This is a genomic window from Tardiphaga sp. OK245 (assembly GCF_900108575.1).
GTDB lineage: Bacteria > Pseudomonadota > Alphaproteobacteria > Rhizobiales > Xanthobacteraceae > Tardiphaga > Tardiphaga robiniae.
This window is the reverse complement of the sequence record NZ_FNWZ01000001.1, coordinates 631223-646360: the sequence shown is the minus strand read 5'-3', so window position 1 is coordinate 646360 and position 15138 is coordinate 631223. Positions and strand designations below refer to the sequence as shown.

At 62.1% G+C, this 15138-nt stretch carries 16 protein-coding genes; 9 read left to right on the top strand and 7 right to left on the bottom strand.

All coding sequences use genetic code 11. The features are described from left to right. Positions 1–4: 4 nt before the first annotated feature. From BLW80_RS02910 to hemP, 6 genes are all read right to left on the bottom strand, one after another. Positions 5–1294 (bottom strand): amidohydrolase family protein, encoded by a 1290-nt coding sequence (locus tag BLW80_RS02910; RefSeq protein WP_093756743.1) that lies wholly within the window; start codon positions 1292–1294, stop codon positions 5–7. A gap of 115 nt (positions 1295–1409) precedes the next feature. After that, positions 1410–1775, bottom strand: coding sequence for a response regulator (locus BLW80_RS02905; protein ID WP_089265330.1), 366 nt, complete (start codon positions 1773–1775; stop codon positions 1410–1412). Positions 1776–1919: 144 nt separating this feature from the next. Next, positions 1920–2741 carry a heme ABC transporter ATP-binding protein gene (locus tag BLW80_RS02900; RefSeq protein WP_093756742.1) on the bottom strand — a complete coding sequence of 274 codons (822 nt, stop codon included), beginning with the start codon at positions 2739–2741 and terminating at the stop codon, positions 1920–1922. Positions 2742–2746: 5 nt separating this feature from the next. Continuing rightward, on the bottom strand, positions 2747–3844 hold the full coding sequence (locus BLW80_RS02895) for a FecCD family ABC transporter permease (protein WP_093756741.1): 1098 nt from the start codon (positions 3842–3844) through the stop codon (positions 2747–2749). 1 nt (position 3845) lies between these two features. Next, the gene (locus BLW80_RS02890) at positions 3846–4826 is read right to left on the bottom strand and encodes a heme/hemin ABC transporter substrate-binding protein (protein ID WP_093756740.1); all 981 of its coding nucleotides are present in this window, start codon (positions 4824–4826) and stop codon (positions 3846–3848) included. Beyond that, entirely contained in the window at positions 4823–5017 is a 195-nt protein-coding gene (gene hemP, locus BLW80_RS02885; RefSeq protein WP_068735289.1) for a hemin uptake protein HemP, read from the bottom strand. Before hemP ends, BLW80_RS02890 begins: the two co-directional genes overlap by 4 nt. A gap of 255 nt (positions 5018–5272) precedes the next feature. Here hemP and BLW80_RS02880 point away from each other — a divergent pair, with 255 nt between their 5' ends. The 3 genes from BLW80_RS02880 to hutX all read left to right on the top strand — a co-directional run bounded on the left by BLW80_RS02880 (position 5273) and on the right by hutX (position 8645). Beyond that, positions 5273–7654 (top strand): TonB-dependent hemoglobin/transferrin/lactoferrin family receptor, encoded by a 2382-nt coding sequence (locus BLW80_RS02880; protein WP_170849557.1) that lies wholly within the window; start codon positions 5273–5275, stop codon positions 7652–7654. Positions 7655–7752: 98 nt separating this feature from the next. Beyond that, positions 7753–8091, top strand: a complete 339-nt coding sequence (gene hmuQ, locus BLW80_RS02875) for a heme-degrading protein HmuQ (RefSeq protein ID WP_068735293.1) — start codon at positions 7753–7755, stop codon at positions 8089–8091. 47 nt (positions 8092–8138) lie between these two features. Beyond that, positions 8139–8645 carry a heme utilization cystosolic carrier protein HutX gene (gene hutX, locus BLW80_RS02870; protein WP_093756739.1) on the top strand — a complete coding sequence of 169 codons (507 nt, stop codon included), beginning with the start codon at positions 8139–8141 and terminating at the stop codon, positions 8643–8645. 5 nt (positions 8646–8650) lie between these two features. Here hutX and BLW80_RS02865 read toward each other — a convergent pair whose 3' ends face one another. Beyond that, positions 8651–9556 (bottom strand): LysR family transcriptional regulator, encoded by a 906-nt coding sequence (locus BLW80_RS02865; RefSeq protein ID WP_093756738.1) that lies wholly within the window; start codon positions 9554–9556, stop codon positions 8651–8653. A gap of 158 nt (positions 9557–9714) precedes the next feature. Here BLW80_RS02865 and BLW80_RS02860 point away from each other — a divergent pair, with 158 nt between their 5' ends. The 6 genes from BLW80_RS02860 to cnbZ are packed head-to-tail and all read left to right on the top strand — an operon-like array spanning position 9715 to position 15034. Beyond that, on the top strand, positions 9715–10932 hold the full coding sequence (locus BLW80_RS02860; protein ID WP_093756737.1) for an amino acid ABC transporter substrate-binding protein: 1218 nt from the start codon (positions 9715–9717) through the stop codon (positions 10930–10932). A 28-nt stretch (positions 10933–10960) separates the two neighbouring features. Continuing rightward, entirely contained in the window at positions 10961–11827 is an 867-nt protein-coding gene (locus tag BLW80_RS02855) for a branched-chain amino acid ABC transporter permease (protein ID WP_068735300.1), read from the top strand. Continuing rightward, the gene (locus tag BLW80_RS02850) at positions 11824–12774 is read left to right on the top strand and encodes a branched-chain amino acid ABC transporter permease (protein ID WP_093756736.1); all 951 of its coding nucleotides are present in this window, start codon (positions 11824–11826) and stop codon (positions 12772–12774) included. The genes BLW80_RS02855 and BLW80_RS02850 overlap by 4 nt, the downstream gene beginning before the upstream one ends. Continuing rightward, positions 12767–13528, top strand: a complete 762-nt coding sequence (locus BLW80_RS02845) for an ABC transporter ATP-binding protein (protein ID WP_089265320.1) — start codon at positions 12767–12769, stop codon at positions 13526–13528. The genes BLW80_RS02850 and BLW80_RS02845 overlap by 8 nt, the downstream gene beginning before the upstream one ends. 7 nt (positions 13529–13535) lie before the next feature. Further along, a complete protein-coding gene (locus BLW80_RS02840; RefSeq protein WP_170849556.1) occupies positions 13536–14252 on the top strand; it encodes an ABC transporter ATP-binding protein in 717 nt (238 codons plus the stop codon). A 26-nt stretch (positions 14253–14278) separates the two neighbouring features. Next, on the top strand, positions 14279–15034 hold the full coding sequence (cnbZ, locus tag BLW80_RS02835) for a 2-amino-5-chloromuconate deaminase CnbZ (protein WP_093756734.1): 756 nt from the start codon (positions 14279–14281) through the stop codon (positions 15032–15034). Positions 15035–15138 lie beyond the last annotated feature (104 nt).

Genomic DNA, 15138 nt, shown 5'->3' with positions numbered 1-15138 from the left:
TATATCAGCTCGGCGGCGCGTAAGCGGCGGGATCGACCGATGCCGGGCGGCCATCGAGCGCGAGTCGGCCGATCCGTGCTGGCGTTTCGGCGATCACCTTGCCGCGGCGCACGACCGCGAGCCGTGTCGCCTTCAGCCGGATTGCCTCGATAGGGTCGCGGGCCTGTAGCAGTACGAGGTCGCCGTTGCAGCCGACATCGAGGCCGTAACCTTCGAGGCCCATGATGGCAGCGGGATTTGTCGTGACGGTGTCGAAGCAAAAGCGCATCGCATCGCGGCTGGTCATCTGCCCGACATGCAGGCCCATATGCGCGACCTCCAGCATGTCCGCCGAGCCCAGCGAATACCATGGATCCATGCAGCAATCCTGGCCGAAGGCCACGTTAATGCCGTAGGGCCGCATCTCCGGCACGCGGGTCTGGCCGCGCCGCTTCGGATAGCTGTCGTGGCGCCCCTGCAGCACGATATTGATCAGCGGATTGGCGATCGCGGCGACGCCGGCTTCCGCGATCAGCGGCAGCAGCTTCGAGACATAGTAGTTGTCCATCGAATGCATCGAGGTCAGATGCGAGCCGGCAACGCGGCCCTGCAATCCCAGCCGCTGGGTCTCATAGGCGAGGGTCTCGATATGGCGCGAGAGCGGATCGTCGCTCTCGTCGCAATGCATGTCGACGCGCAGTCCGCGCGCGGCGGCGATCTCGCAGAGTGCCTTCACCGACGCGGCGCCATCGGCCATGGTCCGCTCGAAATGCGGAATGCCGCCGACAATGCTGACGCCCTTATCGAGCGCGCGCGCAAGATTTTGCGCAGCCGTGGGCGAGCGGAAATAGCCGTCCTGTGGGAACGCGACCAGTTCGAGATCGAGATAGGGCGCGACCTTTTTCTTGACGTCGAGCAGCGCATCGACAGCCAGCAGCCGGTCGTCGCAGATATCCACATGGGTACGCACCGCGAGCAGGCCCTGTGCCACCGCGAGATCGCAATAGCGCAGAGCCCGTTCGACCAGGGCCTCATAGGTCAGCAGCGGCTTCAATTCGCCCCACAGCGCGATGCCCTCGAGCAGGGTACCCGACACATTCAGCCGCGGCAGGCCGAGCGATAGCGTCGCATCCATGTGAAAGTGGATGTCGACGAATGGCGGCGAGACCAGGTGCCCGGCGGCATCGATCGCACGTCCGGCCTCTCCCGCCAGATTGGGCTGCACCGCGACGATACGGCCCGATTCAATGGCGATATCCTGGCCCATGCGGCCGTCGGGAAGCGTGGCGTTGCGAATGAGGAGGTCGAACGGCATGAAACCCTTGCTGCTGCAGGTGTGATCGCCGAATTATCGGCGTTGCGCTGCAGCAATGCAAGACGGTCCCACGCGGGCGGCATCCGCCGGTCCGCGCGGGCCGATTTGACCTGTATCAGTGAAACGATTGTTGTGCGGCGCGGAGCAGATCGATCGGGCTCCATGGCTTGGCCATGAACAGTGTGCCGTCGGGCAGCCGACGCACGCGAGGCGCACCTGAGGTCACGATCACATGCATATCGGGGTATCGTTGCTTGGCGAGATAAGCGAGCTCGATGCCGTCCATCATGCCCGCAAGTTCCACGTCGGTGAAGACCATCGCAACATTGTCGCCGGATTCCTCCAGCACCAGCACGGCCGCCTCCGCGCTTTCGCATTCGATAACGTTCATCTCGCTCTCTTCGAGCAGCAGGCTGACCAGTGTGCGTTGTGCTTCGTCGTTCTCGACCACCAGCGCTGTCGACCTGTGTGCATAACCCATGGGGGAGCCTCCGTGGTTTGGTTGCGACAGGAGGGCAATGCGTGAGTTCACCAGGGGTTCAGATAAAAGTGAGTTCCCGTGAGCAACAATGTTACTCATGCATATGCATGCCTGCGCAGGCTGATGCGCTCGGCAGAACTGCAGCTAACCCGCTACGGAAGTTGAAGTCGCAATCTGCTGCATCATCTGCGGCAGCAGATAGGGCGCGCCATCGTCCGTTCGTGCAACGACGACGTCGATATCGAACACGCGGCGGATCACATCGCTGGTGATCGTTTCCGCAGGCGTTCCTTCCGCTGCAACGGCGCCGTTGCGCATTACGATGATGCGATCCGCAAACCGAACCGCGAGATTGAGATCGTGCAGCACTGCGATCACGGCTGTGCCGTTGCGTGCACGCTGCCGCGAAATTTCGACGAGTTCGATCTGGTGACGCAGATCGAGCGATGATGTCGGCTCGTCGAGCAACAGGATGCCAGGACCATGCACAGCTTCACCGCAGGCGAGCTGTACGAGGATGCGCGCGAAATGCGCGCGCTGTTGCTCGCCGCCGGAGAGCGTCGGCAATTCGCGATGACGGAAGTCGCCAAGGCCCACTTCATCGATGGCGGCATTGACGAGCGATTGCGCAGAAGCCAGCGGCAGGCTGCCCCGACCCATCTGCACGACTTCCTCGACCGTGAATGGAAAGCTCACACTGACATGTTGCGACAGCATCGCGCGCCGCATCGCTAGTTCGGCGGGCGACCAGGCGTGGAGGTCGCGGCCTTTCAGCGTGATGGCGCCGCGCGACGCACGCAGATCGGCCGACAGCAGGCGCAGCAGCGTCGACTTGCCGGCGCCGTTGGGACCGACGATGGCAACCATCTCGCCGCTGGTGATGGCGAGATCGACGTGATTGAGGAGCGTGGCCTGGCCAATGGTCAGCGACAGGCCGGATGCTGTGAGGATGGGCGCGTCGGCCATCGGCGTTACAGCCCCACCAGCCCGCGCTGGCGCAGCAGGATCAGCAGGAAGATCGGCGCGCCCACCGCGGCGGTCAGGATACCGATGGGCATCTCGGCCGGCGCCACGATGGTGCGGGCGAGCGTGTCGGCGCCGACCAGCAGGCTCGCGCCGAGACCGACGGATGCCGGCAGCAACAACCGATGACCCGGTCCAATCATCAGCCGTAGCAGGTGTGGCACGACGATGCCGACGAAGCCGATCACGCCGCAGACAGACACCGCCGCGCCGGTCATGACCGACACCAGCACAATGCAGATGCGCTTGAGGCGCTCGACATCGACGCCGGAATGGAAGGCCTCGGACTCACCGAGGATCAGCACGTCGAGGCCGCGGCTGGTGAACAGCATCCCGATCAGGCCCAGCGCCAGCATAGGTGCAATCGTTGCCGCCTTGCTCCAGGTGGCGCCGCTGAGCGAGCCGAGCAGCCAAAACGTGATGTCGCGCAATTGCCGGTCGTCGGCGATGAACACCAGAAGGCCGATGCCCGCATTGGCGATCGCGGCGATGGCAATGCCGGCGAGCAGGAACAGCGCGATGGAGGTGCGCCCGCTGCGGCTGGAAATCCGGTACAGAATGATGGTCGTCAGCAGCGAGCCGATGAAGGCGGCCAGCGGCAGCAGGAAGGGCTGCAGAAAAAGCACATAATGCGCAAAGCGGCTGTCACTGATGACGATGGCGCCGGCTGCTGCAAATGCGCCGCCGCTGGAGACGCCCACCAGCGCCGGATCGGCGAGGGGATTGCGAAACAGGCCCTGCATAATCGCGCCGGCGGCGCCCAGCATGCCGCCGATCATGGCGGCGATGGCAATGCGCGGAATCCGGATCGACCACAGGATCAGCTGATCGCGCGCGGCAAATTGATTGCCGGGATCGGCGGCCGCGAGGCCAAGTGCTGCGGGCAGGCGGGACAGTGGGATACCGGCGGCACCCACGGTGGCGGCAAGCAGCACCGTCAGCAGCAGTGCCGCGAGCAGGCCGCACAACACGATAACGGTGGCAGGGCGACGCACCCGACCGGTCGTTCTGACAAACGCAGTCAGCTTGGCGTCGGCAGCGCTCATCTTATTGGCGGCAGTTGACGGCGAGCGAGACGGGCTTGAACGTTGCAGCCTCGGACGACAGCGCCGGGTCGAGCTTGACGGCGAGGTCGCGTGCGGCGGCGGCCGTGCGCGGACCGAAGCCGAGCAGATAGAGGCCATCCATGGCGACCAGGCTCCTGGTCTTCGCGGCCGGCGTCAGTGCGAATGCCGGGCTGGCAAACACGGTGTCGGCCTGCAGCGTATCCTTGCCGCGCTCCATCGAGAGCACGGTATCCGGCTTGGCTGCGGCGATGGCTTCATCGCTCATGATCTTGTAGCCGTCGAAGCTGTCCGCGACATTCACACCGCCGGCCAGTTTGATGATCTCGTTGGCTGCCGTCTTCTGGCCTGCGACCATGGCGCGGCCATCGAGGAAGGACATCACGAACATCACCCGTGGCGGGGTCTTCACCTTGGCGCGCAATTCACGCAGCGCGGCAAGATCGCCGGCCACGGCGTTGGCGAGACATTCGCCGCGTGCCTCGACACCCGCGACCTTGGCGATCAGCCGGATCTTCTCCACCATGCCGGCTTCGGTGAACGTATCCGGCACCATGATGAGCGGAATCTTGGCGGCGTCGATGACGTCGATGGTTTCCTTTGGGCCGGAGCCCGCAATCGCCAGTACCAGTTGCGGATTCAGCCCCAATACGCCTTCCGCAGAGAGTTGCCGCATGTAACCGACATTGGGTTTGTCGGCCATGGCCTTCGGCGGATAAAGGCTGGTCGTATCGACGGCGACGATACGGTCGTCAGCGCCGAGGGCATAAAGGATTTCGGTCACCGCGCCGCCGATTGAGACGATGCGGGTCGGGTGGCCGATGGTGACGTCGCGTCCGCGTGCGTCGCGCACAACGGCGTCTTCCGCCGCGGCCGCGGCTGACAGTACCAGCGTGCTGGCAAGCACTACACATTGCAGCGCATGTGCGATGCGATGACGTCGAACAGGGAGGCCGGTGATCATTTGGTGAGGATCAGTTTATTCTGGAATGTCAGGCGCAGGCGATAAGTCTCGTCGCCATGCGTAATCAGCAACTCACGCTGATCCGCGAACAGTTCCTTGCTGTCCATCCGGTCGCCATTTATGACCACATTGCGTCCGGCTGAGGATTTGGCGTGAGCGGCAGCGCTGCCGTCGTGAGAACCCGTATCCATAGCGCCGATCTATCCCATCCGTAAAAGTCTCTGTCATCGTTATAGGTTTTGTCGCACCTCATCGCCAAGCACTGCAGTCTATAATCAGTATAAACAGGGCGGGGATTGCTTGACCCCCCCGTTAATGAACCGTAATCGAAAATGGCAACTTGGTGGCAGGGGTCCCCGAGTCGCATTCGAGAGCCAGCAAGCTCACTGCCTCGTGCAGCGCCAGCCAGCCACGATCCGTTGAAATTTGTGTTTGGGGATTAGGCTATGGCTCTTGGGGGCATGACTACGCGCGCCTTGTTGTTGGGTGTGTCGATCGTATCAATGGGGGCGTTGGTCTCCGAGACCGCCTTGGCACAGGCCGCCGTGCAGGCAGGCGACGTGCAGCCGCAAAAGCCGAAACCCGCCAAGAAGAAGCGTGCAGCCGCCAAGCCGGCGGCCGTGCCAGCGCAGGTGGCTAACGCCAATGCGCAGGCCAGCCGCAGCGGCCAGTCACTCGATGAAATCACGGTGACGGCTTCGAAGACCCAGGAGCGCGCCATCGATGCGCTGGCGCCCGTCAGCGTCGTGACGCAGGAGCAGATCCAGCTGCAGCAGCCGAGCCGGCTGAGCCAGCTTTTCTACAATGTCCCCGGTGTCTGGATGCAGGATCGTGGCGATGATCCGTCCACGGCGATCAATATCCGCGGCTTGCAGGATTTCGGACGTGTCGCCGTTGTCGTTGACGGCGCTCGCCAGAACTATCAGCGCTCCGGTCACAATGCGAATGGCTCGTTCTTTCTCGATCCCGAGCTGATCGGCGGCATCGATATCACCCGCGGCCCGACTGCCAATATTTACGGCTCTGGTGCCATCGGCGGCGTGGCCTCGTTCCGCACCAAGGACATCAATGACGTCCTCCGGCCGGGCGAGCGTTGGGGCGTCGATATGAGCGGCTCCTACGGCTCCAACAATGCCCGTGGCATGGGTTCGGTATTCGGCGGCGTGCGTGTCGACCCGTCCGTCGACGTGTTTGGCGGCGCGGTTTACCGGACGCAGGGTAACTACAAGGATGGCGCCGGTACCGAGATTGGCAATACGGGAAATGATATTGCCGCCGGCTTGATGAAGCTGACGGTCCGTCCTGCTGATGGTCACGAGATCAAGTTCGGCGGTATCTTCCAGGACTATCAGTACAGCATCGGTCAGATGAACCGTGGCGGGACCACCACGGCGGCGCCGGCTGCGGCCATCGCCGGTTCGTCGGTCTATGGATCTACGGCGAAGACCTATACCGGTACGGTGACCTGGAAGTACTCCAAGCCGGATGACATGTTGTTCGACTGGAACGCCACGCTGTACGGCAATCGCACCGACAACGATCAGGTCAAGACCTATAATAATCGCATCACCGCGGGTTCAGGCACGTGTACGCTCGCTAACCCTGGCAACAATATCTCTGGCTGCGTCGGTGATCGCCGGGGTTACCTGCTGGATACGATCGGCGTGGACGTCAACAACACCTCGCGTTTCGATGTCGGCGGATGGCGTAATGCCGTCACCTACGGTTTCGATGTCTTCAACGACAAGGTCTCGACCTTCGATTCCCGAGGCAACTCCAATATCACCACACCGAGCGGCGACCGGACGGTGGGCGGCGGCTTCATTCAGCTGAAGAACAACTACTCGACTTGGCTCGAAGTCATTAGCGCGTTGCGTTACGATCACTACGAACTGAATTCGTCGGGCACAGGGGTTGCCGGAACAACTTCGTCGAGCGGCGATCGCCTTTCGCCGAAGATCACCGTCGGCGTTACGCCGGTTGCTGGTTTCACGCCTTATGTGAGCTACGCCGAGGGCTATCGCGCGCCGTCGATCACAGAGACGCTGATCGCGGGTGGTCATGCCACCGGTGGCGGTCCGACGCTGTTCAACTGTCCCGATGGCACCTCAGGTCTGTTCTGCTTCCGACCGAACCCGAACCTGCGTGCTGAAGTCGGCAAGAACAAGGAAGTCGGCGTCAATCTGAAGTACAACGGCATCTTCACGGCGGGCGATAGCTTCCGTGCCAAGTTCAACTTCTTCCGCAACGATGTCGACGACTATATCGATCTGGTTGCGTCGACCCCGGTCGCTTCGCCGCTGACCTTCATGGGCTTCCCGATTCCGGGCCTGTTCAGCCAGTTCTACCAGTACCAGAATATCGCCTCGGCAAAGATCGAGGGCTTCGAAGCCGAGACATCGTATGATGCAGGCGACTGGTTCCTGGGTGTCGGCGCCACGCTTCAGCGCGGCAAGAACACCCAGACCAATGTTGGTCTGGCGACGATCCAGCCGCGCAAGGTCACGACCACCGGCGGTGTCCGCTTGCTGGATCGCAAGCTGGTCATCTCGGCTCAGTGGGCCTCGGTCGGTGCCAACACGGATATCCCAGTCGGCTATGTACCATCGACCGCCTACGATCTGGTCAATCTGTACGTGGCCTATCAGCCCACGCCAGATATCACCCTCAACTTCGGCGTCGACAACATCTTGAATCAGTACTATCGCCCCTACGCCATTCCAGGCGCGGGTGCCGATGGCACCACTCAGAACGACGTTCTCTGGACTGCGCCTGGTCCGGGCATCGTTTATAAGGGTGGCATCAACGTGCATTTCGGCGGCGCATAATCGCCATCTGCATCCACCAGCCTCCAAGGAATCGCGCTCATGTCCGGGCGCGATTTCGGTTATGATAGGTTCTCGACGTCACGAAAGGAAAGACATCCATGTTCATCGCCATGAACCGCTTTCAGGTCAAAACCGGATCCGAAGCCGCTTTCGAAAACATCTGGGCGACCCGCGAATCCTATCTCTCGGAATTGCCGGGCTTCATCGAGTTCAGCCTGCTGAAGGGGCCGGTGGCCGAGGATCACACGCTGTATTCGTCGCATACGGTCTGGGCCAGCAAGGCGGACTTCGAGGGCTGGACCAAGTCCGAGCAGTTCCGCAAGGCGCATGCCCGCGCGGACAATAAGTCGGAAGGCGCCAGCCTCTATCTCGGTCACCCCAAGTTCGAGGGTTTCGAAGTGATCCAGTCCGAGCGCCGCAAGAGCGCTGCGGCCTGATTGCAGGCACTGCGTCTCACATCAACGATCGATCACGGAGCCATCTCATGCTGAATACGGATCTCGCCGCGCTGAAGACCTATATGGCGGAGAATCCAGGCGCCGTGATCGAGACCGTTGCGCGCGAGCGGGGCGTCACGGCGCGTGCGGTGCTGGAAGCGCTGCCCGAGGGGATGGTGACCATCGGCGGCGGCGCTGACGCGTTCGTCACGGCGATGACGGATATCGCCGAGTGGGGCGAGGTGACGCTGATCGTTCACACCGACGACGGCATCTTCGAGACGACTGCACCGCTGTCGCCGGGCGCCATCGGTCATGGCTACTACAATCTGACACAGCCGAAGGGCCTGCATGGCCATCTGCGTCATGAGCGCTGCGGCGGCGTCGCGTTTGTCGAGCGGCCGTTCATGGGCAAGTCGTCGGCTTTCGTCGCATTCCTCAATGTCGATGGCGGCGTGATGTTCAAGGTCTTCGTGGGCCGTGATGAGACCCGCGCGCTGAAGCAGGATCAGCTTGAGCGTTTCCGCGTGCTGGCTGGAAAGCTCGCTGCTTAAGGCGTCTACCCTTCTTCACTGTCCTTCATCTGCGCCACCAGCATCTCGGCGACCAGTCGCGTTGATGGCGACGCCATGCGTGCGGCCGACTGCACCAGCGTCACCTGCGTTGATTCTAGCCGGCGGTCACGCGGCGGGATGGCGACAAGCGCGCCGGCGTTGATCGCTGCCGTCGCCGAGACCATCGGCAGGAAGGTCGCAAGGTCGGTGCGGGCAGCGACGGTCTGGGTGAAGGCCAGCGAGTTGGTCTCGCTGCATATTTCCAGCCGCACGCTGGCCTGTGCGCAGGACTTGTCGAGTTCTTGACGAATGCCGAACGATGGATCCGGAAGGATCACGCGCAACCCTGCGAGATCCTTCATCGCGTATGAGTTCTGGCCGGCCAGCGGATGCGTGGGCGCGACGATCAGGCATACCGGTTGTCGCATGCGTCCGAGTTCGATCAGATCGCGTCGTGGCGCACGGCCGAAGATCAGGCCGAGATCGACCTCGTTCTGGCTGACCATCTCGACCACATCGCGAGCGCCCACGGCGGTGACAGATAGCGCGATCCCCGGATATTGCTGCGACAGGTCGACGAAAGAGTTGGGCAGGAAGCTCGACAGCATGCCTTCGACGGTGGCGATCTTCACCTGGCCGCGGCGCAGCGATGCGAATTCCTCGACCTGGCTGCGCAGCCCGTCGAGCTGGCTGCGGTTCTCGACTGCATAGCGATAGAGCACGTGGCCTGCATCGGTCAGGTTCATGCCGCGCGCGCCGCGCTCGAACAGCTTGACCGCAAGCTCCTCCTCCAGCCCCTGCACCTGCCGGCTGATGGCGGAGGGGGCGATGCGGAGCGCTGCGGCCGCCTGTTTGATCGATCCGGACTCGGTAACCACGCGAAAATAGCGAATGGCGGTGGATTCGATCATCGTCAGTCCCTCGCGGCTGGCTGCCCAGCGCGATGGCAGGACCTGACTAGCGTTCTGATTTTCAGACCTCTCACATCGAAATTCAATGCTTTTATTCGAAATCTAAATTTGACAGAGTTTTGATCAGGTCACGGTCCCGTCATCGATGGAGAATTTGGATGTTTCATCCCCGGCTTGCTGTCTCGGCTTTTTCCGCATCCCTCCTGCTGGCTGCGGCCGGTTTGGGAGCGACCTCATCAATCGCTTCCGCGCAGGATGTCATCCGCTTCGGCGCGCCGCTGCCGATCACCGGGCCGCTGGCGCCGGAAGCCGTGAAGCAGCAGCAGGGCTATGACCTCTGGGCCGAGCAGGCCAACAAGGCCGGCGGCATCGATGTCGGCGGCAAGAAGTACAAGGTCGAGATCGTCTATTCGGACTATCAGTCCAACACGCCGCGCTCGGTGCAGACCACCGAACAGATGATCACCCAGGACAAGGTGAACTTCATGTTCGGCCCGTTCGGTTCGGGCGCCGCCAAGGCCGCCAGCACGATCGCCGAGAAATACAAGGTGCCGATGCTGGCCGCGACGGCGTCGTCGTCGCAGGTCTACGATCAGAACTACAAATATCTGTTCGGCACCTTCACCCCGAACGACACGCTGACCACGCCGCTGACGCAGCTCGTCAAGGCCAAGGCTGCCGACGTCAAGAAGGTCGCGATCCTCGCGCGCAACGATCTGTTTCCGCTGGCCATCGCGCAGGAAATGGAGAAGTCCGCCAAGGCCAACGGTCTCGAAGTCGTTTACTTCGAGAAATACGCCATCAACACGCTCGATCATTCCGCAACCCTGTCGCAGATCAAGTCACTGAATCCGCAATGGGTGTTCGTCACCGGCTACACCAACGATCTCTTGCTGATCCGCAAGCAGATGGTCGATCAGCAGATGAAGGCCAATGTCGTGACCATGATCGCCGGTCCGGCCTATCAAGAATTTATCGAATCCGCCGGGCAGAGCGCCGAGAACATCTCCAGCGCGTCGTGGTGGCATCCGGCCGAACAGTACAACGGCAAGGACATTTTCGGCACCACGGCCAACTTCGTGAAGCTGTTCAAGGACAAGTACAAGCTTGAGCCGGACTATGCCCACGCTTCGGCTGCCGTCTGTGGCGCGCTATTCCAGATGGCCATCGAAAAGGCCGGTTCGCTGGATCGCGACAAGGTGCGTGACGAACTCGCCAAGATGGACGTCGTGACCTTCTGGGGGCCGGTGAAGTTCGGCGCCAATGGCCAGATCAACTCACTCGAACCTCCGGTCTTCCAGATCCAGGCCGGCAAGCCCGTGGTGCTGTTCCCCGACGCCATCAAGCAGGGCGACTTCAAGCTCGGCGTGAACTGAGCACGGCTGGGATCGGCGGGGGATCGATATGCTGGCCATTCAGGTCCTGATCAATGCACTCGTGCTTGGGTGTCTCTATGCCTGTATCGCGATCGGTTTCTCGCTGGTCTGGGGCGTGCTCAACGTCATCAACCTGATCCACGGCTCGTTCATCGTGCTTGGCGCCTATCTGGCCTGGGGCGCGTATAATTCGCTCGGGCTGTCGCCGTGGTATGCGCTGCTGATCGCCGCGCCGGCCTTCTTCGTGTTCGGCTATCTGTTGCAACGGCTGCTGCTCAACCGCGTCATCACCGCGCCGGTGCTGGTGACGCTGACGCTGACCTTCGGGCTCGATCTGATCCTGAACAATGCGATGATCTATTACTTCAAGGCCGACTACCGGAAGCTGATCCTCAATCCGCCCACGGGATCGATCTCGATCTTCGACGTCGTCGTTCCCGTCGACCGTCTGATCGCAACGGCCTCAGCGCTGGCGCTGACCTTTCTGCTCTATCTGCTGCTGCGTCGCTCGAAAGTCGGCCGCGCCATTGTCGCCGTCCGGCTCGACCGCGATGCCGCCGTACTGATGGGCGTCGACGTCAAATCGATCTACGCCATCGCTTTCGGTCTCGGCGCTGCGCTCGCCGGATGCGCCGGCGTGCTGATGGCTCTGATCTTCCCGATCTCGCCGCTGACCTCATCGGCCTATCTGGGCAAGGCCTTCGTGGTCTGTGTCCTCGGCGGTCTTGGCAGCGTGTCAGGTGCACTGGCAGGTGGCATCTTGCTGGCTTTGGTCGAGGGCGTCGGCTCGGTCTATCTCGGGCCGGCCCATGCGGTGACGCTGTCTTTCGTCCTGCTCATCATCTTCCTTGTGGTCAGGCCGCAGGGCCTGCTCGGCCGAAAGGGTTTTGAATGACCCGGACCAATATCGCGCTTCTCGTCCTCATTGCCTGCGTAGCATCGCTGCCGCTGTTCGGCGACGCCTATGCGCTGCGCTTGGGCACCATGGCCTGCATGTATGCGATCTTCGCGCTGTCATGGAATATCGTCGGTGGCTTCGCCGGCTATCCGTCCTTCGCGACGGCGGCCTTCTTCGGGCTCGGTGCCTACACCACCGGCATTCTCATGAACAAGGGCGTGCCGCTCACCGTGTCGCTGCTTGGTTCGCTTGTGCTGTGTCTGGTGCTGGCTGCGGCGCTCGGCGCCGTGCTGCTCAGGCTGCGTGGCCATTACTTCGCCATCGCCAGCCTGTCGCTGGTCGAGGTGTTTCGCGAACTCGTCAACAACGCCACCGACCTCACCGGCGGCGGCATGGGCCTGAATATCCCGCTGGTGTCTGGCTCCAGTGTCCTCTCCGACGCGACGTTCTTCTTTTACGCGATGTGGGGATTGCTGCTGATCACCGCGATCGTCGTCATCGCGGTGTCGATGTCGAAGCTCGGTTTCGGTCTCAACTGCATCCGGCAGAACGAGACAGCCTCGAACATGGTCGGTCTCAATTCCACGCTCTACAAGGCCATCGCCTTCGGCCTGTCCGCCTGTTTCGTCGGCGCGGCCGGCGGTCTCTATGCGGCCTGGGTGCATTACATCGATCCGTCCGACGTGTTCGATATCCTCTATTCGGTGAAGCCGATCGTGATGGCGCTGATGGGCGGCCTTGGCTCGCCGCTCGGCGTGGTCTGCGGCGCCTTTGTCTATCTCGGCCTCGAGGAAGTGGTCTGGCGTAATTACATCCAGATCCATTCTGGCGTGCTGGGCGTGCTCATCATCCTGCTGCTGCTGTTCCTGCCGCATGGGTTGGTCTCGCTGCATGCCGGCAAGATCTGGCGCGGGCTCAGCGGACGAAAGGCAAAGCATGTCTGAGATCCGTCACGAAATCCTGCATCTGAGCAACGTCTCGCGAAACTTCAGCGGGTTGAAGGCGCTGAGCGACGTCTCGCTCTCGGTCAACAAGGGCGAGGTGGTTGGCCTGATCGGCCCGAACGGCGCCGGCAAGACCACGCTGGTCAACACCATTTGCGGTGTAACGCCGGCTAGCTCGGGCGTTGTGACTTTCGATGGCAAGGACATCACGCGGATCAAGACCTATCAGTCCGCGCGGCTCGGCCTGTCGCGCACCTTCCAGATCGTACAGCCTTTTGCGGAATTTTCGGCGCTCGACAATGTCGCTGCGGCCGCATTGTTCTCGCAGCCGGGCGAGAGCCTGAAATCGGCCCGCGAGGCCGCCCGCGCGCATCTCGCATTCGTTGGCCTCGACGCACAGGCCGACCAGTCCGCGGCAACGTTGACGCTGGCCATGCGCAAGCGGCTGGAGCTGGCCAAGGCGCTGGCGATGAAGCCAAAGCTCTTGTTTCTCGACGAGGTCAATGCCGGCCTCAACAGTGCCGAAGTCGAACGCGCCACTAAGCTGATTCATCAACTCGCCGCCGATGGAATCACCATCGTGATGATCGAACATCTGATGAAGGTCGTGCTCAATGTCTGCACCCGCATCGCGGTGCTGCATAACGGCCGGCTGATTGCTGACGGTGCGCCGCGCGACATCATCAAGGATCCCGCCGTCGTCGATGCCTATCTGGGCCAGCAATATGCACAACGGAACGCCGCCCGTGGCTGATCATCCGATGCTTGAACTGAATGAGGTCTGCGCCGGCTACGGCGAAATCCAGGTGCTGTGGGGCATCGACATGGCGGTGCGCTCCGGCGAGATCACCGCATTGATCGGCTCCAATGGCGCCGGCAAGACCACGCTGATGCGCGCGCTGTCCGGGCTCATCCCGCTGACATCAGGCAAATATGTCTCCGAAGGCGTCGACCTGTCGAAGGCGACAGCGGCGCAGATGCTGGCCCACGGCATCGTCCATGTGCCGGAAGGGCGCCGCCTGTTCGGCGCCATGAGCATCGAAGACAACCTTCTGATGGGCGCCTATTCGCGCAGCGCCAGCCGTACGGAACTCAATCGCGATCTGGATCGCGTCTATACGACGTTCCCGAAATTGCGTGAGCGCCGCAACCAGGCGGCAGCGACGCTATCCGGCGGCGAACAACAGATGTGCGCCATCGGCCGCGGCTTGATGAGTGCGCCACGTCTCCTGATGATCGACGAATTGTCGCTCGGTCTGTCGCCGCTGCTGGTCGAGCAGCTCGTCGCAGCACTGCGGCAGTTGAACAGCGAAGGCATGTCGATCCTTCTCGTCGAGCAGGACGTCACCACGGCGCTCGACCTCTGCCATCACGCCTACATCATGGATATGGGCCGCATCGTGCGTACCGGGCAGGGCGCCGAGCTGCTAGCCGATCCCATCATTCGCGACGCCTATCTCGGCGTCCTCGAAGACTGACTTTGATTTCACCTGAAGAGGCAAACATGATTGAGACCGTCGAAGCCCCCAATAGCGGCTACCGTTATATGCCGGGCGTGTTCCAGTATTCCTGCGGCGTTGGCGCGCTGCCCGGCTTCGCGCTGGAGCGCGTGCGTTTCTCCAAAGTCGTGCCGTTGAAGGAAGGCTTCGCGAAAGTCGCCGACATCATCAAGGCCGCCGGCCGGCCGCTGACCGCCTTCGCAGCCTGCGAGTTGCGCTCGCCGGCACCGTTCACGGAGCAGGGGTTCATCGACTTCAACGAGATCTACATCAAGACCCTCGAAGACTGGGGCATCATGAAGGATCGCGTGAATCCCATCGCGCGCAGCAATGTGTGTCCGAAGATCGATCCGCCGTCGGAGCCCGGCTTCCACGCCTTCTCGTTCACGACCGTCGCGCCGAATGCGCCGGCGTCCTTCGTCATCGCGGGCAGCGGCGAGGCCGCGGAAGGCAAGGGCGACTATCGCGACAACACGGTACGCCTCGGCGACATCAGCCCGTCGGGCATGCTGGAAAAAGCCAAGTTCGTGCTCGACGAGATGGAGCGCCGCATGAGCGCATTCTCCGGCACCTGGGACCAGACCACTGGCGCGCAGCTCTACACCGTGCGCGACGTATATGCTCTGCTGGAAAGCGAACTCGGCCGCCGCGGCGTGTTCCGCAACGGCCTGACTTGGCACTTCAACCGTCCGCCGGTCGTCGATCTCGAATACGAGATGGATTGCCGCCGCGTGCATGTGGAGCGCGTGGTGGAAGTCTGACGAAGGTCTAGGCCTATCCTTCGTCATTGCGAGCGTAGCGAAGCAATCCAGTCTTCCTTGGTAGTAGGTAAAGACTGGATTGCCGCGTCGCTTCGCTCCTCGCA

What these genes read in the sequence shown, in the direction of transcription:
- BLW80_RS02910 (WP_093756743.1), bottom strand. Translation starts at nt 1,294, where the DNA reads ATGCCGTTCGACCTCCTCATTCGCAACGCCACGCTTCCCGACGGCCGC.
- BLW80_RS02905 (WP_089265330.1), bottom strand. Translation starts at nt 1,775, where the DNA reads ATGGGTTATGCACACAGGTCGACAGCGCTGGTGGTCGAGAACGACGAA.
- BLW80_RS02900 (WP_093756742.1), bottom strand. Translation starts at nt 2,741, where the DNA reads ATGGCCGACGCGCCCATCCTCACAGCATCCGGCCTGTCGCTGACCATT.
- BLW80_RS02895 (WP_093756741.1), bottom strand. Translation starts at nt 3,844, where the DNA reads ATGAGCGCTGCCGACGCCAAGCTGACTGCGTTTGTCAGAACGACCGGT.
- BLW80_RS02890 (WP_093756740.1), bottom strand. Translation starts at nt 4,826, where the DNA reads ATGATCACCGGCCTCCCTGTTCGACGTCATCGCATCGCACATGCGCTG.
- hemP (WP_068735289.1), bottom strand. Translation starts at nt 5,017, where the DNA reads ATGGATACGGGTTCTCACGACGGCAGCGCTGCCGCTCACGCCAAATCC.
- BLW80_RS02880 (WP_170849557.1), top strand. Translation starts at nt 5,273, where the DNA reads ATGGCTCTTGGGGGCATGACTACGCGCGCCTTGTTGTTGGGTGTGTCG.
- hmuQ (WP_068735293.1), top strand. Translation starts at nt 7,753, where the DNA reads ATGTTCATCGCCATGAACCGCTTTCAGGTCAAAACCGGATCCGAAGCC.
- hutX (WP_093756739.1), top strand. Translation starts at nt 8,139, where the DNA reads ATGCTGAATACGGATCTCGCCGCGCTGAAGACCTATATGGCGGAGAAT.
- BLW80_RS02865 (WP_093756738.1), bottom strand. Translation starts at nt 9,556, where the DNA reads ATGATCGAATCCACCGCCATTCGCTATTTTCGCGTGGTTACCGAGTCC.
- BLW80_RS02860 (WP_093756737.1), top strand. Translation starts at nt 9,715, where the DNA reads ATGTTTCATCCCCGGCTTGCTGTCTCGGCTTTTTCCGCATCCCTCCTG.
- BLW80_RS02855 (WP_068735300.1), top strand. Translation starts at nt 10,961, where the DNA reads ATGCTGGCCATTCAGGTCCTGATCAATGCACTCGTGCTTGGGTGTCTC.
- BLW80_RS02850 (WP_093756736.1), top strand. Translation starts at nt 11,824, where the DNA reads ATGACCCGGACCAATATCGCGCTTCTCGTCCTCATTGCCTGCGTAGCA.
- BLW80_RS02845 (WP_089265320.1), top strand. Translation starts at nt 12,767, where the DNA reads ATGTCTGAGATCCGTCACGAAATCCTGCATCTGAGCAACGTCTCGCGA.
- BLW80_RS02840 (WP_170849556.1), top strand. Translation starts at nt 13,536, where the DNA reads ATGCTTGAACTGAATGAGGTCTGCGCCGGCTACGGCGAAATCCAGGTG.
- cnbZ (WP_093756734.1), top strand. Translation starts at nt 14,279, where the DNA reads ATGATTGAGACCGTCGAAGCCCCCAATAGCGGCTACCGTTATATGCCG.